The 20,313-nt window shown below is 69.0% G+C and carries 9 protein-coding genes; 1 reads left to right on the top strand and 8 read right to left on the bottom strand.

Annotated elements, in window-relative coordinates:
• Positions 1–17: 17 nt before the first annotated feature.
• From CEY09_RS26495 to CEY09_RS26465, 7 genes are all read right to left on the bottom strand, one after another.
• The gene (locus CEY09_RS26495; protein ID WP_006222018.1) at positions 18–437 is read right to left on the bottom strand and encodes an ExbD/TolR family protein; all 420 of its coding nucleotides are present in this window, start codon (positions 435–437) and stop codon (positions 18–20) included.
• 9 nt (positions 438–446) lie between these two features.
• On the bottom strand, positions 447–2,369 hold the full coding sequence (locus CEY09_RS26490; protein ID WP_088590893.1) for a DUF2341 domain-containing protein: 1,923 nt from the start codon (positions 2,367–2,369) through the stop codon (positions 447–449).
• Between the two features lie 38 nt (positions 2,370–2,407).
• Positions 2,408–4,045 carry a ShlB/FhaC/HecB family hemolysin secretion/activation protein gene (locus CEY09_RS26485; protein WP_088590892.1) on the bottom strand — a complete coding sequence of 546 codons (1,638 nt, stop codon included), beginning with the start codon at positions 4,043–4,045 and terminating at the stop codon, positions 2,408–2,410.
• 329 nt (positions 4,046–4,374) lie between these two features.
• The gene (locus CEY09_RS26480; protein ID WP_088590891.1) at positions 4,375–16,938 is read right to left on the bottom strand and encodes a filamentous haemagglutinin family protein; all 12,564 of its coding nucleotides are present in this window, start codon (positions 16,936–16,938) and stop codon (positions 4,375–4,377) included.
• A 111-nt stretch (positions 16,939–17,049) separates the two neighbouring features.
• Positions 17,050–18,078 carry a FecR family protein gene (locus CEY09_RS26475; protein ID WP_088590890.1) on the bottom strand — a complete coding sequence of 343 codons (1,029 nt, stop codon included), beginning with the start codon at positions 18,076–18,078 and terminating at the stop codon, positions 17,050–17,052.
• Positions 18,069–18,638 (bottom strand): RNA polymerase sigma factor, encoded by a 570-nt coding sequence (locus CEY09_RS26470; RefSeq protein WP_088590889.1) that lies wholly within the window; start codon positions 18,636–18,638, stop codon positions 18,069–18,071. Before CEY09_RS26470 ends, CEY09_RS26475 begins: the two co-directional genes overlap by 10 nt.
• On the bottom strand, positions 18,628–19,305 hold the full coding sequence (locus CEY09_RS26465; protein WP_088590888.1) for an STN domain-containing protein: 678 nt from the start codon (positions 19,303–19,305) through the stop codon (positions 18,628–18,630). The genes CEY09_RS26470 and CEY09_RS26465 overlap by 11 nt, the downstream gene beginning before the upstream one ends.
• A 228-nt stretch (positions 19,306–19,533) precedes the next feature.
• Between CEY09_RS26465 and CEY09_RS26460 the strand changes: the two genes are divergently transcribed.
• Positions 19,534–19,902, top strand: coding sequence for a hypothetical protein (locus CEY09_RS26460; RefSeq protein ID WP_088590887.1), 369 nt, complete (start codon positions 19,534–19,536; stop codon positions 19,900–19,902).
• 10 nt (positions 19,903–19,912) lie between these two features.
• Here the strand turns inward: CEY09_RS26460 and CEY09_RS26455 are convergent, their stop codons facing one another.
• On the bottom strand, positions 19,913–20,278 hold the full coding sequence (locus CEY09_RS26455) for a cupin domain-containing protein (RefSeq protein ID WP_006222026.1): 366 nt from the start codon (positions 20,276–20,278) through the stop codon (positions 19,913–19,915).
• Positions 20,279–20,313 lie beyond the last annotated feature (35 nt).

The following is a 20,313-nucleotide window of genomic DNA, read 5'->3' as shown; positions in this document are numbered from 1 at the left end:
GACGTTGGTCCCGGCCCCTATTGCGGCTTGCCGGTAACCAGGCCGACCTGGGCAAGTTCCAGGCGGCGCAGCAGATCCAGCACTTCCACGACCTTCTGGTACTGCACGGCGGCGTCGCCGCGCACAATCACCGGGAAGTCGGGGTTCAGCGCTTTCTCCGTGCGCAGCCGGTCTTCCAGCTCGGGCAAGGTGACCGGATAGGCGTCCAGGAAAACCTGGCCGGCATCGTTGACGGAAATCGCCTTGGTCTTGGGCTGCGACAAGGCCATGGTGGAGCTGGCCTTGGGCAGATTGACCTTGATGCCGGCGATCTGCGCGGTGGCGGTCAGGATGAACATGACCAGCACGACCATCAGCACGTCGACCAGCGGCGTGATGTTGATGCCGTCCACGGGCGCGTCGTCGTCATCGTCCTGGGATGCGGATACGGAAGCCATGGATGCTCCTTATGCCTCGGCGGGCGCGGGTTGCGCATCGCGCGCGGCCGGGCGGCTGGCCGCCGGCGCACGCATTGCGGGGTGGTGGGCGGCTTCCTGCGCCTGCGTCTCGCCGTGTACTTCGGCCAGGCGCGTCACGAATTCATCGACGAACACGCGCATGTCGGCGCTGACTTCCTTGTTGCGCGAGACCAGGCGGTTGTAGCCAAACAGCGCGGGGATCGCGACGAACAGGCCCATCGCGGTGGCCAGCAAGGCCGCGGCCATGCCGGGGGCGATGGCGTTGATGTTCACGTCGCCGGCCATGGCCGTGCCCAGGAACACCACCATGATGCCCAGCACCGTGCCCAGCAGGCCGATGTACGGGCCGCCGGCGATGGCGTTGGACAGCGAGCCCAGCTTGGCGCCCAGCGCCTGGTTTTCCTTGGTGCGCACGGCGTCCATCGACGCGCGGATGGCTTCGATGGTGGCCGCCGAGATCGATGTCGTGTCGGCGCCCTGGGCGCGGCGCGTGCGGATCTCGTTGACGGCCACGCGGTACAGGCGCCACAGCGAGGCGTGCTCCAGGCGTTGGGCCAGGCCGGCGTCGTCGGCCAGCATTTCCAGGCGCTTGCCGACATTGGCGAAGGACTCCCGGAAGGCTTCATTGGCGCGCGCCAGGCGGGCCACGTTGCGGCTCTTCTTGATCATGATGATCCAGGACTGCACCATCATCAGCACCAGCACGCCGATGATGATCCAGGCGTCGATCGGCACCGCCTTGAGCAGGAAGCCCAGCCCGCCGAAGCCGAAGCCCGACTGCTCTTCGTCGGCGCCGTAAGCAACCAGGCGCGATTCCGCGCCTTGCGAGCTGGCGTCGGCGTAGATCAGCGCCGCGGGACGCGCCACCTTGGACAGGCGCACTTCGTCGATGGCGCCCACGAACGGCGCGTAGACCGGATGCGGGGCGGCAACGGGTGCGGCTTGCTCAGGCACCGAGCCGTCCGCAGCCGGCGCAGCGGCAGGCGCCACGGTCGCGGCCGGCGTGGGCACATCGCCACCCAGGGCGGCGGTCGTGCCAAGCGGCGGCAGGCTGGCGGCCAGCGACGCGGTCGCGCGGCCGTTCACGTACAGGTGGACCTGGCTGCCGTCGGCCGTCACGGCCAGGTGCTGCCAGGCGGCGGGCGTCAAGGGCTGGCCGGGCTGGCTGCGCTGGCCGTTCACTTCGACGAAGGGCACACCCTGGTTGATACCGATCAACAAGGCGTTGCCGGCGTCGCGGCGGGCGTAGATGAGTTGTTCGCCAGCCGGTTGGTCGGCGCGGACCCAGGCGCTGAACGTGAAAGCGCCAGCGGCGGGAATGGCCAGCGACGGGCTGGCGGGCAGCATCAGCGGGGCTGCGCCCGTAAATTGCGCGGCACGGCCGATGACGCCATCCACGGCGGCGCCCGTGGGGGTCTGCCCGTGATTGCTGTAGGCGGTGGTGTCGCGCGGCGGCGCGCCGGCCGCGCCGTCGAAGTGGTAGACCAGCGTGTAGTTGGGGTCGAACGTCAGTTGGCCATTGGCCGAGGCCGGCGCCTTCTGGTTGCCGTAGTACATCCAGATGTCCTGGCGTTGGCCGTCAGCCACTTCAGGCACGTCCACCCACACCAGCGCCATGCCCAGCAAGGGGTCGAAGGATTCCAGCTGGTGGTTCAGCACGGTCTGGTCGTCGGCCGCCACGAAGCGGATGTCGGCGCCCTTCTCGTTGATACCGTCAAAGGTGAAGTTGCCGGTGTGCAGGCGCACCAGCAGCGGCGTGCGGCCGGCCGAGCCGCCCAGCGGCATGCCCTGCGCGGTGCTGTCGACGGTGATTTGCTTGCGGTACTGCCAGTCGGGCTGCCACCAGGCTTGGGCGACGGACGGCAATACACCGGCCAGCACGGTCAGTAGGAGCATCAATAAGCGTTGCATGGTCAAGACTCCGGGAAGAATGCGGGTGTCGCGTGCGCTCAGAAGCTGGCGCGTACGCTGAAGTTCAGGCGGGGATCGTGTTTGCGGGTGTTGGGGCCGTCCTTGAGCGGATAACCCCAGTCCAGCGAGCCGGACAGCCAATCCAGCACTTGCAGGCGGGTGCCCAAGCCGACGCTGGCAAGCGAATAGCTCGCGTCCTGTTCGGGCAAGGGGTCGCGCAGGCGCAAGGTGGCGGCGTCGGCAAAGGCGTAGAAGCGCCATTCGTTGACGTTGGCGCCCAGCCAACGGGCGAGCGACGGCGTGCGCCATTCGACCGAGCCCAGCAGGCCGTCGTCGCCGGTGCGCTCGGCCGCCAGGTAGCCGCGCACGCTGGTCGCGCCGCCGGCCGAGAACTGTTCGTTGGACACCAGGGCGCCCGAGGCCAATTGGAACGAGCCGCGCAGGCCCAGTTGCCAGTCGCCGAACAGGTTCTGCGTATGCGTGCCGTCGCCGCGCAGCAAGGCGAAGCTGGGGCTGGCCCGATAGCGCTTGTCGTCGAATTCCTTCCAGCCGCTACCTTGATTGAAGAAGGAACCGCTGGCGCCCACCACGGACAGGCCCAGGCTGCTTTGCGACGACTCGGAATAGCGATAGCCGTTGTAGGCCAGCGTGAACGGCAGGTACTTGATCGGAACCTGGTCTACGTTGGCGCCGAAGCGCGTGGACTCGTCGAACTTCTTGTAGTCCAGGCCGATGGACAGCGAATTGCTCCAGTCGCCTTGCGGTTCCATCGTGTAGATGGCGGACAGGCCGAAGGAGTAGCCCTTGCCCAGCACATTGGTGCCGCCGATGGTGGCGACGTTGCTGTCGCTCTTGTAGCCCGAGAACTGCAGGCCCCAACGGCTGGAAAGCGGCATGGAATACGAGCCCGACCAGACCTTGGCGTTGTCAGTTTCCTGCGGCGCGGTGAAGAAGGTCAGGCTGACGGAGTGCCCCAGCTGCCACAGGTTGTCGTAGCCCAGCGACGCCGTGCTGCGCAGGCGCGTGGTGTCAGCGCTGTAGTCGTTGTTCAGGCCCACGCTGGCGTGCCAGGGGCTCTTGTCTTCGACTTTCAGGTCCACATCCATCGTGCCCGGCATGCGGCCTTCCTTCACCAGCGGCACGACCTGGCGGCTGGCGCCCTTGTTCAGGCCGGTCAGCTCGGCCTGCGCGCGGTTGAAGTTGGGCACCTGGCCTTCCTGCAATGCCGGCACCTCGTCGCGGATTGCCAGCGGGGAATAGTGCTGCGCGCCCACCACCCGCACGCGTCCGACCTTGGTCTCGGACACTTGCAGGAACACAATGCCGTCGGCCACTTGCTGTTCGGGCAGGTCCACATACACCGACTGGTAGCCACGTTCCTGGTAGATGGTCTGCAAAGCTTCGCGCGCGGACTCGATGTCGGCCAGCGTGCGGTCCGGCCCCAGGTAGGGATAGACGGCGCGTTCGATGTCGCGGGCTTCAAGCACGGTGTTGCCACGCACGATGTACTCGTTAATGTTGACGCGGCGCGCGTCGGCGGCCGGGGCCGGGGCCGCTTCGGGCGCCGGCGCTGCTTGCGCCCACGCCGCGTTGATGGCGGCCGTCAGAACGAAGGCTTGCGGCGCGCGACGCAATATGGCGCGCAACGCGCTGCCCCTACTTTCGAAATCATGCATAGCGATGCACTCGGTTCCTTGTGTGAAAACCGGTTGGTACCGGCCGCTGCCGTGCCGTGCGCTTCGCGACAATCCCGTTACGGTTTTTGCCTGCTATCCCGCGTCCACAGCTTCTGCTTGTTACTAGACGTACTGGGACACCCAAGACCGCGCGTTGTAAGAAAAACTTCATGAAAAAGAATCGGAGCGGCCGCGGCGGGGGCCGCCCGGCAGGAATTCTGGCCGGGCAAGATGACGGCGCTGGCATGCAAAGCGCAAAAAAAAACGGCCAGTGAATACTGGCCGCTGCATGACATTGCGATGACCGCCGGCGGCTTGCCGGCGCACCGTCACATCGTCAGCTTGCGCCGTTCCTCCTCACGCAAGGCGCCGGTCTCGCTGGCATTGAGTGGCCCCGCGCCCAGCACCTGCACGGCGCTGGCAGCGTCATACGCGGGCGCAGACGCCGACGGGCTGCCTTGTGGCGCCGGGGCGGCGCCGGCCACGGGTTCGTCGCCGTATCCCAGGATCTGCACGTTGATCACCGATGGCTGGTTCTGGCGCGCCTGGCTTTGTGCGCGCTGCGCGGAGTCCTGCGCCGCATTGACCGCCGAGGTAGCCGCCGCGCTGGCCGAGGACAGCGCACCGGTGTTGACGGAGGCCGCGACCGGCACGCCCGCGCTGTCGCCCTGCGCCTGGATGTTGGCCGCGTTCACCACCTGCAAGGCCGCGATGTTCACGTTGCCCGACACGCGGATGCCGGCTTCGCCCGCATCGATGGTGCCCAACGGCGCATACAGATCCACGTCGCCCGCCGGCACCTCCGGCAGCGGCGCCAGCGTCGCGATGCCCGCGCCCGTGCTGGGGGCGTTGGGCGACAAGGTCACGTTGCCGAACGCGTCGTAGACACGCTTGGGCGGCGTGTACAGCACCGTCGTCTTGGAACCGCGGCCCGCGTTGATGTCGCCCTGCGCCGACCACGCCGTGATGCCGCCGCCAAACGTCGTCATGACGCGGCTTTGGCCCAGCAGGATGCTGCCCAGCGCATACAGCTGGATGCTGCCCTCGCCCTGCGTGATGATGCCCGCGGATGCCGGCGGCGCGACGCCCTCCACGCCGAACACCTGCTGCCCGCCCGGCGTCATCAACTGGATATCGCCGCCGAAGGCGCTGCGGATGCCCGACGCGCCATACAGCGTGATGTCGCCTTGATACGCGCCCGGCGCCGTCTCCGGGAACAACGCGGCGATCGCCTGGCGGCCCCGCAGGTAGCTGCCGCTGCGCGGACTGGCCTTGTCGTTGTATTCCCGGCCGCCCGACCGCAGTTCGGCGAAATACACCTGGCGGGCGAAGATGCGCTGCTGCGCCGCCGGCAAGGCGGCAAAGTAAGCGCGCGCGTCGTCGGTGCTGCCGGCAAAGCCATAGCGCTGCGTCAACCACAGCAGCAGTTCCGCCTCGTACGTCTTGAAAGCAAGGCCCTGGTCCACCAGCGGACGGCTCGGGTCCGCCGCGTTGGTCGGGTCCAGATACCGCGCCAGGAAGCCCGCGTAGTCCGGTCCCTTGGCGCCCACGCCCGCCTGCACGGCGATCGATGCGCCGGGACGATGGTCGCCCGGCAGCACTGCGCCCAGGCTGTTGATCGACGCCCGGTCGCCCATCAGCACATGGCGGCCGGCGGTGACTTCCAGCGCGCCGGGGCCGGCCACCTGGAAGGAACTGTAGAGAATGTCACGGCCCGCCGACACCCGCGACACATCCCGCGCATCGCCGTGCAGGAACAGATTGCCGGACGAGGTAGCCGAGGCCACGCCCGCGGCAAAGTAGTAGCCGTTGGTCGTCGGCACGTTCAACTGCGCGCCGTTATCGGTGCCGGAGGCCACGATGTCGCGTCCGGCCATCATCCACACCGGGCCCGCGGCCTCGTACCAGGTCTGCCCCAGGTTGGGGCCCGCGATGATCGCCAGCGTTTCGCCGCTGCGCAGCCCCACGATGTCGCCGTCGCGGGCATACAGGCGCGTGACCTGGCCTGACCCGGCCGCGCTGGCCGTGGGCGCATCGAAGTAGAACAACGGGAAGTGCGTGTTACGGGTGCCGGTGATGCCGTTGGCACCCTGGTTGCTCAAGGTGACGGCACTGGTGGCCTGCGAGGTATAGCCCGCGAACGCCGGTGCCAGCACGTTGGCCACGCTGGCCGGGTCGGCCCCCGAGCGGTTGATGGCGTAGCCGCCCGCGTAGATAGAATTGCCCGCCAGCAGCTCGAGCTGGCCGCGCGCGCCGGGCGCCAGCGTCAGCGAATACGGCAGGCCGCCGTCCTCGGCGTTCAGGTAGCCCGCCGAGACGCCCGCGTAGATGCTGCCGTCATACGCGGTGGCGCGCAGGATCGAGGGGTACAGATAACGCGCATCCGACGCGGACGTGTTGCGGCCGGTCTGCAGCGCCAGGCCCTGGGCGCTGTGCGACGTCTGCCGGCTGGGCGTCAGATTACCGCCCGCGCTGGACAGTTCAATGGCGGTGTTGGCCGTCCACATCGAAAACCAGCTGTAGCCGCCGCCATCGATCTGCGTGCCGTCGCGCAACCGGAACGGCGTGCTGTTCTGCAACGCGACACGGCCGGGATCGCTGGCGCCGCCCACTACCAGGTCGCCACGTGTGTCCACCCGAATCACCGCATCGCCCGGAATCAGCGCCAAGCCGCCGGTGGCGCTGGCCAGCGAGGATTCATAAGGATCGTAGCCTCGGCTGTCCTTGGCGTCGCGCAGGGCTGGCTGGCTGCCATAGCGCAGATCCAGTCCGCCGATCGCGCCGCCCGCGAACTGCACACTGCCGCGCAGGTTGATCAGCGCGCCTTGCATGTCGATGGCGGGATCACCGTAGTACGGCGTAGGCCCGGAGGTCGACGACACGCCGCCTCGGGCATTCTGCGTGGGGTTGAGCGCCCCGCCGATGCGCAGGTCGATATCGCCGCCACCGGTCAACGTCATGCCGCCGTCGGCCGCAATGCGGCCGGTGCTGCCCACCGCCACGACCAGTCCCTGGCTGCGCGGGTTGCTACGCGAACCGCGCGCCTCGATGTTGCCGGCATCGCCGTCGGTGCGCACGCTGACATTGCCGCCGCCCAGCGCGCCAAAGCCGGTAAAGCCCACCAGCAACGGCGTGTTGTCCTTGAAATCTGACGGTGCCTGGGTGTAGCTGCCAAAGTTGATCCACCATGCGGTCGGCGTATCGCCCCCGTTTGCGCTGCCCGTCCCCTGGCGCCATAGCCAATTGCCAACGCCCACGCTGGCATCCACCCTGCGGGCGTCGTACGTGCTTTGCGCGGTCAGGCCCCACGCGTCGCCGCGCAATGCGCCGCCTGCGTACAGGCTGAGGTTACCGCCGGCTTCGGGATACCAGGCCTGGTAGCCGCTGCCTGCCGTCACAAACGGTTCGTAGGTCGTCGCATGGTCGTCGCCCAGCACCGTGGCGCCGAAGCGGCCGCGCGGCAATTGGTAGGCGGACGCAATGTTCGCCGACTGCGTACCGGCGGTGTACACGCCATAGGCCGACATCAGGCTGATATCGCCCCCCGCGTTCAGGTCCAGATCGCCGGTGCCGGTGCGCAGCACGCTGAAATTCTGGGTATGCGGCGTCACCGACACCCCGTTGGCGTCCCCGCGCTCGCAGAATCCTTCGATCACGTCGCACAACCAGGCCATATCGTCCGGCACCGGCGTACCGGGCTCAAAGCCTGACTGCTCGGCGTCCGGCCCCCAGACCCACCCGCCGCCCTGAACCAGACTGGCGTTGTAATGCGTGTCCGCCAGCGTCAACTTGCCGGCGGTCGGCCCGGTCAGCACCCGGCGCGGATCGGCCGCGTCCAGGTCGGCGCCGGCTACCAATTGCACCGACCACGACTGGCTGCCCGCGGGCAGCATCTGGGCCACAGCCCAATTGCGCCGCTGGTCTGCCGACGTGCCGGGCCGCAGGTCCACATAGTCGGTGCCAGCCGGAAATACCAGCTTGGTCTGCGACGGAATGAACGCGCCTTGCTTGAGCGTAATGGTGCCTTCCATCAGCAGCACGTTCGGCTCGTAGCCTTGCGTCGTGTACAGATTGGGCAGGGCCACGTTCGCGGGCCAGGTGAACGACTGCAGCGACGTGCCGTCGACCAGCAGCGTGCCCGCCCCGAGGCGCGTGCCGGCGGGCAGGTCCACCGCCTGGCTCAGCACCGTGCCAGCGCCGTACAGCAGTTGGCCGGACGCATCCCGCACGTCGCCGGACAGCACCGTGCCGCTGGCCAGGGACAGCTCCTGGTCGAGCGCGGCCTCCACCGGCAAACGGGTGCCCGCCGCCAGTTTCACGGCCTTCAGGGGCAAGGGGTAGTTCAGCGTCTTGCCGCCGGGGAACTCGGTGCCGTCCGCAAGCGTGACGCCGCCGCGCGGCAACACCACGTCGCCGCCAAACGGCTGCACGCCGGGCGTCAGCACCCAGCCGTGCTCGTCGTCCGGCGTGGCGGCCGGCGGCGCGAAGCCGTCGTTGATGCTGCCGTAGACATCCAGGTTGCCCTTGGCGCGCAGGATCAGCGCGCCGGCCTCGCCCGAGCCGTATACCCCCGTCAACGGCGTGCGCGGGTTCACGCCTGCGTAGCGGTAGCGCGACAGGTCCAGGTCGCCCTGCACCACCAGATCGCCGTCGGCGGTCTTGCTGACAATTTCCACGCCCGGACGCAGATGGAAAACGTCACGATAAGTGGCGTTGTTCAGGCCCACCAGCTTGCCGTTGATCAGGTTGCCATTGACCACCGCTCCGTCCATGAAGGCGGTGCTGTCGTCGTGCTTGGCTTGCAGGTAGGCCTGATTGATGATCTGGTAATAGCGGCCGTTGGTCCGGTCACCCGGATTGCCCACCTCGGCATCGTCATAGCGCTGCATGGCGGTCAGCGTGATCGACTTGGCGCCGTCGATCGCAAGCGGGCCGCGCGCCTCGATGGCGATGTCGCCATAGCGGGCGGCGGACCCCGGCGCCCCGCCGCCGTTGATTTCCGAGTTGCCGGAAGCATCGATGCGCGGCGCCAGCAATTCCAGCGTGCCGCGTTGCACGCCGTCGAGCTGCCCCGCGGCGGCGGTACCGTGGCGCAGGTCGATACGCGCGCCGCTGGCCAGGGTCAGCACGCCTTGGCCTGAATTCAGTTCCACCACCGCGCGGTTCGGTGCGTCGATGATCTTGCCGTAGCTGTCCACGCGCAGCACCGTACTGTGCGCATCCAGCACCGACGTCCCCGACAACGTCAAGCCGTCGCGCGCCGCCAGGCGGATGCGGCCTACCCGCTCGCCGCTGGCGTCCACCCGGCCCACCACCGTCAGGCTGCCGCCGTCGATCGACAGGTTGACGTCGTTGGCGCGCAGCGTGTCGCCGACCGTCAAGCTGCCCTGCTTGATCTGGAAGCTGCGCGCCCCGAGCACGCCGCCGTCGTTCAGGCGTTGATTCAGCGCGTCGAAATCGGCGTTCAAGGCGCCCGCCGCCCCCAGCCGCTGCGCGCGGATGTCGATGCTGCCCGCGCGATACGGCACCGCGGTGCCGCCGGCGTCGTAATGGCCCGAGCTGGCGCCCAGGATGCGGCCCAGCAGCTCCACCTGGCCTGCGCCTGGCGCCAGCGCCACGGCCCGCAGGCTGCCCGCGTTGTTCTCCAGGGCCGACAGATCGATCACCGAGCCAGCCTCTTGCCGGATGCCGCCCTGGCTGCTTTCCAGGATCAGGTCGCCGCCCCAGCTATAGCGCAACACGTCGTTGAAGGCGATGGCGCGGCCGGCCACGTCCAGTTGCGACGTGCCGCTCAGCACCACGCTGTCGCGGCCTTGCAGCGTCAGCTTGCCGCTGGGCAGCACGATGGCGCCGTCCACGCGCACATTGGCGCCCGCCAGGCTCAGTTCCGCGCCCAGTTCCTGCACGGTTGCCGCTTGCGCGCCCGGCAGCGCCGCCACGCGGACGTCGCCCCCGGCCGTGATCTTGTTCACGGACCCCGCCAAACCGGTCAACAGCGGCGTGTTCAGGTCGAGATTCCCGCCGCTGTAAGCGTAGCCGCTGCCGCTGGCATACGCGCCTTGCGATTCATATACCGCCAGGCTGCCACGGTGATTGGCCGTGATGCGTTCGCTGGCGTTCAGGTTGACGCTGGCAAAGCCCAGGGCCAAGCGGTCGTTATCGTCCAACCCGCTGGGCTGCGCGCCCTGACCGTAGGCGAACTCGATGCGTTCGGCCTCGATGCGCAGCACACCGTGGCCCGTGCCGGCCCCGCCGGCCGCCACCGCCCCAGGCGCCTGCGTGGCGCCGTTCCAGATCAGGTTCTGGGTGCGGATGCTGGCCTCGTCACCGGCCGCACCGTAGCCGTAGATGGCCGGCGTGCCCAGGGACAGCGTGGACAGGCTGTATTTGCCCGTGAGCGGGTCGCGCGTATCCAGCGCGACCGTGCCGTAGAAATTCATGGACTCGCGCGCCGTCAGCGTCAGCCGCTCCAGCGCCGGGGCGCCGGTGCTGGTGTCGCCACGCAGCAGACGGCCCAGGATGTTCTGGTTCAGCGTCAACCCGTTGGGCAGCACGCCACGCGCGGCCGCCTGCGCCAGCGCATCGGCGGTGCCCGCGTTGATCGCCCCGACCGCCAGCGTCAGGTTGCGGGTGCCATACAGCACCTGCTCGCCCAGGTCGAAGGTGCCGTTGGTGGCTGCGGCGATCGTGCCTTCGGAATACAGCCGCGTCACGCCCTGGCACGGCAGCGCCGCGCAGGTGCCGACGCGGATCGCGCCCGTGCCCAGCGCATCGGGCGCCAAGACATCCAGGCGGCCGTTGGACACGGCCAACAACCCCCTGCTGCCGGGTTCGAACGCGTACCCGTCGGTGGAATCCACCGACGGCGCGCCGCGGCCCAGCGTCGAGATGCCGGTACCCGCTTCAAGCTCGATCGTCCGCGCCGAAATCAGTACCTCGGGCGCCGCCAGTTGTGCGCCGGCGCGCATCACCACATCACTGGCGTCGCCCTGGAAGGTATAGAAGCGGCCGCCCTGGCCGTACATCACCACTGGCAGCGCGCCAATCACCAACCGGCTGGCGCCCAGCGCCACCAGCGCATCGGCCTGCACCGACGCGCCCGCAAAACCCGCCGTGGGCGCCTGGCCTGCCGCCAGGATCTCCACATTCGAACTGCCGCCGCTAAGCGCCGCCGCGCCGCCAAAGCCGCCCTCCGCGGGCTTGAAATCGGCCAGGCCGTCAAAGCGCAGCGCCTGCCCGTCCTGCGAACCGGCATGGATTGCCAGGCGCAGGGTGCGGCCGTCGGCCGGCAGCATCGCGCGCGGCACGCCCCGCGTGGCCGCATCGGCGCGCACAAAGCTGGCGTAGCTGGTCTCGTTGTATTGCGAATAGGTGCGCAGCACGTTGGCCGGAGTCAGGATCACCGGGGTCGCCAGGCTGTCGGCCACCCGCGTACCCGCAGTGGACAGCGTGCCGCTGGCCGCCCACGACAGATTGCGCATCTGCGCCGGCGCCATGGCGGCGCCCGGCGTTGCACCGGTATTGATTTCGACGCGGAACGCGCCAGGCAACAACGCATAGGTCGACGGCATCAGCGTATAGGTGCCTGCCGGCAAGCCCGGCACGCCCGCGCCGATCGTGATGCTCTGCCCCAGGCCCGGGGCAGAGGCGCCGGCTTCGCCGCCGACCGGCGCATAGCCCGGCTGCACGCCCGGCACAATGGCATAGACCGGATTGGCCGCCAGCCCGGGCAAGGTGAAGCCGCCCTTGGGATTGTTGCGCACCAGCGGGGAATAACGCGCGTCGGTCGAGCCGCCGCGTCCGGACACGAAGCCCGCGCCGGTCAGTTCACCGCCACCAGACAGGTCCAGCACCGATCCCGGCAGCGCGTCCACATCGCGGAACCCCAGCGTGATGCCCGTGCGCAACGACGCGCCGCTTCCCGAGCCGGTGGCGCCACCGGCGCCTACCAGCGAGACTTCCGCGCCCTTGAACTTGTACGACACGCCATCGGTCGTGCCGCCGTAGGGCATCAACAGCCCCGCGCCGCTGACCGAGGTCACGCTGCCCGGCAACAAGGTCAGGCGCTGCGTGCCCAACACCGAACTCACGTCGCCCAGGACAATGGCGCCGAGCGGCGCACGCACCACACCGCCCTGCTCCACGTTGGTTGCCGCCAGGCGTAGCGAGCCAAATGCCGAATACGGCACGGCCGGCAACGGCACGGTGGCGTCGCCCGACCGGCCCACCCGCAGCGTGCGGGTCGGATCGAACACATTGACGCCGGATACCGGATTGCGGGTATAGCCCGCCAGCACCTCGGCCTCGGCGCCCGTCACCGGATACAACTGCGCGGCGGTCAGGTCCAGATCGCCTCGCGTCCACAGCCGGGTGCGCGGCTCGCTGTCGTTCTGCAGCAAGAAGCGCAGGTCGCTGCCGCTTTCCAGCGTCACCCGGTCAAAGCCCGCCCGCGCCACCGCCAAGAGGCCGCCCGCGCTGCGGTTGATGCTGCCCTGGGTGCCGAACGACAGGCTGTTGCCCACTTCCAGCAGATCGGCGGCGCGCACCGTGAAGACGCCCGCCCCCACCGACGGCGCATCGCCGAACAGCACGCGCGGCCGGATCACGCCGTTGGTGGCGGTGTACTTGCCCGGCCCGGACAGGCGCACCTGCGACGCCGCCAGGTTCACGCGTGTTGCCGCATCGGCATCCGGTGCCAACGAAAACGCGCCGGCGTACAGGCGCAGGCTTTGGCCGAGCGAGATATCGATCGCGCCGTCAAACGACATCAAGCCATTGGACAGCAGCCCCAACTGATCAAAGCCTCCGCCCGCCAACAGGCGCGAAACGTCCAGTCGGGCCTGTCCGTAACGCAGCGCGTCGGCGGCCTCGCCCGGTTTCAGGTCGGACGCCAAGGCGTCGCCTTTGCCTGCCGCCACTACCAGCTCGCGAGGCACCTGCACCTCCATGCTGGACGGGTTATCGCCCGCGCTGCGGTACAGCGGCGTTTCCAGCGCGATATCCAGGGCGCCGCCTGCGGCGCTTGCGCCGCCGGCCCGCGCGATGAAAGTGCCGTCCAGAAACAGGCCGTTGTAGGAGCTGAGCGCGATACGGCCGCCGTTGCGGTCCAGCTGCAAGGGACCCACCCCGTTCACGTCCACGGTCGCACTCGAACCGGACGCATCCAGCACGGCGCCCGGCCGGATGATGACGTAAGCGTCGGACGAGGTCGCCGTGGCGCGGTCATGATTGATCTCGCCGCCGACCACGATGACCCCGCCGGCGTCCGCCACGCCATAGCGGCGGCCTTGCGCATCCACACCGGTTTCCGCGCGGCCGGCCACGTTCAGCACCGCCTGCTCACCAATCCAGATCGACCGGTTGTGCACCTGGCCCGTGGCGGTCTCGATGGACTCCGCCACATCGATGTCGCCCATGCGCAGTTGGCGGATATCGATCTTGCCGCCGGCGGCCGTCAGCGCGCCCAGCACCGTGATCTGGCCCGCGCCGCGCAGTTGGATCGACTGCCCCGGGTCCACATTGATCTGCGCGCCGCGGCCGACAAGCAACGCCGCATCGGCGTCCGCCCCCGGCAGCGACAGGCTGCGGCCACTTTGCAGCGACAGGCTGGCGCCGCGGCGGCGCGTCACCGTGCCCGCCACGGGGTCGTGCAGGTAGACCGGCGGCTGCCAGGTTTCCAATGCCGCACGAGCCGGCGCGCCTGTCGCGAGCCCCATCGCATCACTTACCGGGCGGTACATCGGCATCGACACGTCGATGTGCGCGCCCTCGGCCACCGAGGCGCCGCCGCTTCCGGTGATCTCATAGCGCGAGAACCCCTGCTGAAACAACGGCGCCGCCAGCGCCAGCACGTCGTCGCCGGCGTCAGACGGTTTGGCGCCCAGCACGACCTTGCCCGCCGTCACGGCCAGCGTACCGCCGCCCTCAACACCGTAGCCCCGCAGTTCCGCGTCCAGCACCAGCCGGCCGCCGGTGGCGGTACCGCCCGCCACCGCTTCCACGGTCACGTTGCCGCCCTTGCCGCCCGTGACGTTGCCCTTGGCGCGCAGCGCGGCGCCCGAACCCACATCAATCACGCTGCCGGCTTGCAGGTCCATATCCAGGCTGCTGCGCAGCGACACGCTGCCGCCGTTCAGATATGGCATGGCGCCGGTCTGCCCCGGCGCCAGCGCCAGGTTGGCCCAAAGGCCCGACGTGTCCAGGCGCGCCCGCGCGCCCAGCGTCAGCCGGTCGTCGGTCAGCCCGCCGCCCGCGTTCGCCGCGCCCGCCGTGGTGTCGGCCATGCCGCTCGGAGTGGCCTGCAACAGCACATTGCCCAGCCGGATGCTGCCGGCGTTGGCCGTCAGCGCGGCGTCCACCACCAGGTTGTTCGCGAACAGCGTGATGTCGCCCGCCGGGGCCACCGTCAGGTCCGATTGCACCGCAATGTCGCCTGCGGCGATCTTTACGGCGCCCAGGCCAAAGCCATTGAGCCGCGTCGTATCCAGGTGCAGGATGCCCGTGCGTTCCTCGGGCAGCGCCGTGGCCAGGTCCAGACCGGCGGCAACTGCCGCCACCCGGTCGGACAGCACGACCTGATCGACCGTGCCGTCGCCGCGCCCCAGCGCGTACTGCAGCGCGCCCGTGGCCTTGCTGTAGTACGGCGTATAGGTGCCCACCACCAGTTGGGCGCCGCGCGCCACCGCGCGCTGCGATTGCTGGTAACCATCCAGGCCGGCCTGCGCCGCCGCGTTCTGCCGGTCACCCTGGAACGTCGTGCCGATCAGCTCGCCTTCCAGCACGGCACTGCGCGTGCCGATCACCAGACGGCCCGCGTCGCGCCCGACGGTATAGCCGGTCTCGAAACGCTCGCGCGGCGCGATCAGCGGGTTGTAGAAATAGCGCGTCTGCCCCCAGCGTTCACTGTTGGCCTCAAACCCCTTGTATAGCCCCGTATAGGCCAGGTCGCCCGGCGCCCGCGTCACCTCGTACAGCCGGCCATCCACCCCGCGCAGCCAGCTTTGGCGGACCATGCCGTCCTGCACGTCCAGCGTGCCGCCCGACAGGTTGATCTGCGAGCCGGCCCGCGTCACCACGTCGCCGCCGGTGAATTCGACGTTGCCGCCCTGCGCCATCCACTCGTTGACGGCATGCCCCTGCGTGCCCAGATAGCCGCTCACCTCCAGCAGGCCGCCGGCCGTGTACCAGCGGTCCGTGGCGTAGCCGTTCGTACCCGCCGGCACCAGCACCAGGTCTCGGATATCGACCCAGACGTCGTTGTTGTTGAGCTTGCCGCTGTCCCGGTTGACGGGGGCATCGCGCTGCTCGTTGCCCTGCACGTTGATCTTGAGACTGTTGTTTTCCATCGCGACGGGCACGCCCACCGCGCCCGACACGTCCAGCACCGCACCATCGCGCAGCAAACTGCGCTGCGCGGCCTGGACGGCGATCTGCCCGCCGGTGGCCAGCGTGATCGAGCCCGCCGTGAAATCCACCGTGCCCGAGCTGCTGATCTCCACCCGCGACAGTTCACGCCGGTCGGCCCCCGCCGCCAACAACGGCGAATCGCCTTGCGCCGCCGGCGGCACGCGCAGGCCGTCGCGCTGGCTGTCCAGCGCCAGGGTGCCGCTGCGGTCCAGCAGAATCGCCGTGGTGCTGTTCTCGGCCACCGTGATCCGGCCGTCCGCGCCCGTCGCGGTCAGGTGCACCGTGCCGCGCGTATCGACCGACGTGCTCGACAGCACCACGCCGCCCTGCACCACGTCGCCGCCCGTCAACGTCACGTCGCCCGTGGCAGCCTGGATCAAACCGGTGTTCACGACGCGCCCCGGCGTACCCGCGGGCGTCACCTCATTGCCCTTCGTCGTGGAGACGAGGTTGCCCGATGTGCCCTGACCGCGCTTGATCACGAAGCTGTCGCCGGCCGCCAACAGCGCCTGACCGCCCGGCGTGTTGATCGTGCCGGCGTTCGCGGCTTCCTTGCCCAGCAGCAGCACGTAGCCGCCGCCCGTGGTGGAGGAAATCGGCGTCGCAGTCTGGATGGCGGCGCCCGGCTGCACCTCGACACGGCCCAGCGCGTCCTGGAAAGTCGGTTGCGCGCCGTTGTCGACGTAAAGCCCCTTGTCTCGGAACTGTGCATCCGTGATCGTGGCAGCCGCTGCCACCAGGTTGCGCGCGTTTACCTGGCTGGTGCCAGTGAAGATCACGCCGTTCTGGTTCACCACCATCACGGTGCCGTCGGCCTTGATGGCCCCCTGGATCTGGCTGGGCTTGGCCGATGCGCCGACCACCCGGTTCAGCACCGCATCGTCCACGCCTTGCTTGAATTGCACCGTGGTGTTGCGGCCAACGTTGAAGGTGTCCCAGTTCAGGATGGCCCGCGATTGCGTCTGCTCGATGGTGACAACCTGCCGGCCGTTCTCCACGCTGGACTTGGCGGCTTTCGCGCCTTCCCATTTCGCAAGGCCGCCCTCGGCCGCCCATAGCCCGCCTTCGGTCAGGCCGTCCGGCACATCGCCGCCGGTAGCCGCCGCGGCGGCACGCGCCGCGGCCTGGGCGGCCTGCTGCGCGGCCACCGCTGCGGCAGTGCGGTTCAAGTTGTCCAGCGAACGCTGCAGTTGCTGCCGCGACTGTTGCTGCTGGCGCGCGCTCGCGCCGATACCCGCGACGCTGCCATCCGGCATGCGGCCCGTGCGTTGCGCGGTGGACTGCACGGCGTTCTTGTCGGAAAACCAACCGGGGCTGAATGCGCGCGTTTGCGCCTGCGCCGCGCTGCTGGCGCTACCCGCGATCAACAGCGCAGTGACCGCCTGCGACAGCGGCGTCGGACGCCAGTTCGGACGCCCGCGCCCCGGCGTACGCGCCCTGTTTCCCTTACCGCCCATTTCCGACATCCGTGCCTGCATGATCGCCATCCCTTGTTCCAATCGCGCGTGTTCGTCACCTAGAACAAGACAGACGGATGGAAAAATGCCGACCAGAACCCTGTCACAAATAATTCATCAAGGCACCTGGGCGGCGCCGGCCTACGACAGCAGCACGACACCCGCTGGCAAACGGGTCACGTGGGCGCCATACGCGTCACGGATCAGGCGTTCGGCGTCCGCCACCTGCGCCAGCGAAAAGCGCGCCTGCACCAGCCGCCTGCCCAGTTGTTCGTTCATCAGCACCAGGCGCCCCCGCCGATAGCGGTTCAACTCGTCCACCACCTGCGCCAGCGGCTGCTGGTTGAACACCAGCCAGCCCTGCCGCCAGGCGGTCACGACAGCCGGATCGACCTGCACGGGCGGCATCACCCGGCTGTCGTCGTAGCGCAGTTCACGGTTGGCCACCACGTCAAACACGCCTTGCTCGTGCGCCAGGCGCACCACACCCGACAGGCAGCACAGGCGCGCCTCGCCCCCGATGTACCGGACGTTGAACACCGCGTCCTTCGCGGTGATCCGGCCTTTGCCCGCCACCACGACGGCGGCCTGCCCCCCGCTGCGGATTTCGGCCTCCCCGTCGGCCAGCTCAATCACTGCGCCGTCGCCCCCGCTTGCGACATTGATGCGGGTCAGCGTGTTCATCTGCACGTCCAGCGCATCGCCCAGCGCCACGAGCCGCTGTTCGCCTGCCGCCGTCCGGTAATCCGCACCCAGCGTATCCAGGCCGGGCCACAGGCCCAGCGGCGGCTTGAAAGCCAGATACGCCGCCGACGCGGCCAGCGCTCCACCCAGGAACGCGCGCCTGCCGGTCATCAGCGGCTTGCCCGCTCCGTTGCGCGCCCGGTTGCGTGTCCGGTTCGGTGTCCGGTTGGGTGTCCGGTTGCGCGTCCGGTCATGCGCCCCCTCGGCCACCACCGCCTGCACTGCGGGCCCCAGGTCCTGCCACAGCTGCTTTTGCGCGGCAAAGGCCGCCTGACGCCGCGGGTCGGCGCGCAGCCACTCCCGGAACGCCTGGGCATCGGCCTCGGTTGCCCGCCCGGACGTCAGCGTCAGCAGCCAGGCCCGCGCCTCGCGCGCCGCCACGTCTTGGTTATGGTTGCTTCCGGGCATGCTCATCGTCAGTGCCATGGTTCTTCATCCCCGCCCGCGGCAAGGCCGGACGTTTCCGCCGTCCCTTTGCCCGCCACAAGCAGTTCCCGCGCGCAGTGTTCCAGCGCGCGCTTGAGTTCTTTGGAGACGATGCGTTCCGACACGCCGTAGCGCCGCGCGATTTCCGCGTGGGGCAATTCGTGTACGCGCGCGGCCAGCAGCATCTGCTGCGTGCGTTCGGGCAGCTTGCGCAGCGCGCGCTCGAAGGCATCCACCTGGCTACGGCCCTGCGCAATGCGCGCGGGGTCCGCGGCCTCGTCCGTGATGTGAATCAGTTCGCTGATCTCTACCCCCGTCAGCAGCCGGGAGTCCCTGCGGCGCTGGTCTTCGGCGATATTCAGCGCGACGCGGAACAGATACGCCGCAGGCTGCTGGATCGACGAACTGGCGGGCAGGTCATTGACCTTCAGAAAGGCTTCCTGCATGGCGTCATGCGCCAGGTCTTCCGAGCCCAGGCGCCGCTTGAGCTGATTGCGGAAATCGTTGTAGCGTTCCAGGAACAAGGACCGCAGCGAAGTTTCCGGTTTGCTATCCCGCACGGCCGGCTCCCGAAACCGCCGCGCACTCGGCTGCCCCGCGCGGCTCCAGCAAGACGGTCAGCGGCTGCGGCATGCCGGCAGGCAACGGGCCGATCACCACGCCGCGCAAGGCAGTCTCCAACCTGCCGTCCAGCGCCGGCGACCCGGTCGTCGCCACCCAACCCACGCGGCTGACCCGCCAAGCCTTGTCGAACCACAACTGCACCAGGGCCCGATAGCTGCCCGGCTGCGTCCCGGCCGCCTTGCACAAAGCGCGCTTGATGGCTCCCTGGACCACAGCCGCGTAAGGCGTATCGCGCAAGCGCTTGCCAGACCGCAGCGGGGTGGCCGCCTCTTGTTCCGTGGAAACCAGCGTGAACGACTGCGCGCTGGCATAGCGGATCGCCAAGGGCGACCCCGCCAGCAGCTTGCGCAGGGCATCGCCGGGGGCGTAGTTGCCGATGACCGCAGGAGCCTGCCGGCCGGCCGTCAACGTGCTGTCCACCAGCACCGTCAGCCCGCTGGCCAGGCTGTATTCGACCAGCGCCTGTGCCAAGGGCTGCGCCGAGATGGCAAACGCGATGGGCTTGGGCGGCGGCTCCGCGCGGCCCGCGGCCGCCAGCGTGAACAGGCCCAAGGCCAGACAGGCGCGCAGCGCCGTGCCGCAGCCCCTGAAGGCGCCGCTCATGAACGTGACCGCAATGGGGAAGTGCCTGACATGGCCGCAACACCAGGCGCCTGGGCGCCCGCCCTTACAAAAGCCGCCATGCTAGAGGCGCCGAATGACGCATTCGTGACACCTTTGCCGCACCGCCCCTGCCGCCGACACACAATGGTCACCTGCGCGGCCGCGCCCGTCCCTATACTTGATGGATCACATCGGCCGCCTCCGGCCGGAATTGCTCAAGGAGCGCGCATGCGCACGGTGCCCCTGGCCGCAGGCCGCATTGTTCTGCTATGCCTGACGGCCGCGCTGGCTGGGGCCCCCTCGTGGGCGGCCGAGCCCCAAGCGCCTGCCGCCCCAGCGCCAGGCGTGCAGAAACCCGCCGCGCCCGGCGGCGCTTGCATCGATACGGAAGTCAATGGATATCGGGCGCTGTCCTACGATTGCCTGAACCAGAAGATGGCGCCTGACACGCCGCACCGGCCGGCAACCGGACTGGAGTCCGAAGCCGTCACGCAACGCCCGCCCAACCAGATGGGCCTGCCCACGCCCGCCACGATCGGCAACCGCATGGGCAACACGTTCGGCACGTCGGCCTATCCGCAGCGGCCGCAGCCGTAGCGGCCGGGCCTCAGCCCAGGCGCGTGATGAAGTAGATCTTCTTGACGAACTGGTCCACTTCCCAGCGGCCGGTATAGCCTTCCGGCATGACAAAGGCCTCGCCCACGGTCAATTCGTGCACCGTGCCGTCCGGGTCGACCAGGCGCGCCGAACCTTCGACGATGTAGCCGAATTCGATGTAGCCCGTGGTGTTCGACTGGAACACGCCCGCGGTGCTTTCCCATACGCCGGCTTCGGCCTTGCCCGCGTTGCCCTCGAAGGCGGTCACGGTCAGAAAGGCCGCATCACCCGAAATCGGACGGCGGGGTTTGCCGGGCACCGGATCCTTCAGCGGGCCGGCATCGATGCGGACAAGCCGCGACTGGTCATGTTTCATGGGACACCTATGGATATTGTTGTGCGGTTTCCAGA

This window comes from Achromobacter marplatensis (assembly GCF_002209535.1).
Classification (GTDB): Bacteria; Pseudomonadota; Gammaproteobacteria; order Burkholderiales; family Burkholderiaceae_B; genus Achromobacter; species Achromobacter marplatensis.
The sequence above is the reverse complement of the archived record's forward strand: the minus strand, read 5'-3'. Positions and strand labels throughout refer to the sequence as shown.

Excerpts from the sequence above, each read along its gene's own strand:
- CEY09_RS26490 (WP_088590893.1), bottom strand. The coding sequence starts at position 2,369 with ATGCAACGCTTATTGATGCTCCTACTGACCGTGCTGGCCGGTGTATTG.
- CEY09_RS26480 (WP_088590891.1), bottom strand. The coding sequence starts at position 16,938 with ATGGCGATCATGCAGGCACGGATGTCGGAAATGGGCGGTAAGGGAAAC.
- CEY09_RS26455 (WP_006222026.1), bottom strand. The coding sequence starts at position 20,278 with ATGAAACATGACCAGTCGCGGCTTGTCCGCATCGATGCCGGCCCGCTG.
- CEY09_RS26495 (WP_006222018.1), bottom strand. The coding sequence starts at position 437 with ATGGCTTCCGTATCCGCATCCCAGGACGATGACGACGACGCGCCCGTG.
- CEY09_RS26465 (WP_088590888.1), bottom strand. The coding sequence starts at position 19,305 with ATGAGCGGCGCCTTCAGGGGCTGCGGCACGGCGCTGCGCGCCTGTCTG.
- CEY09_RS26485 (WP_088590892.1), bottom strand. The coding sequence starts at position 4,045 with ATGCATGATTTCGAAAGTAGGGGCAGCGCGTTGCGCGCCATATTGCGT.
- CEY09_RS26475 (WP_088590890.1), bottom strand. The coding sequence starts at position 18,078 with ATGGCACTGACGATGAGCATGCCCGGAAGCAACCATAACCAAGACGTG.
- CEY09_RS26460 (WP_088590887.1), top strand. The coding sequence starts at position 19,534 with ATGCGCACGGTGCCCCTGGCCGCAGGCCGCATTGTTCTGCTATGCCTG.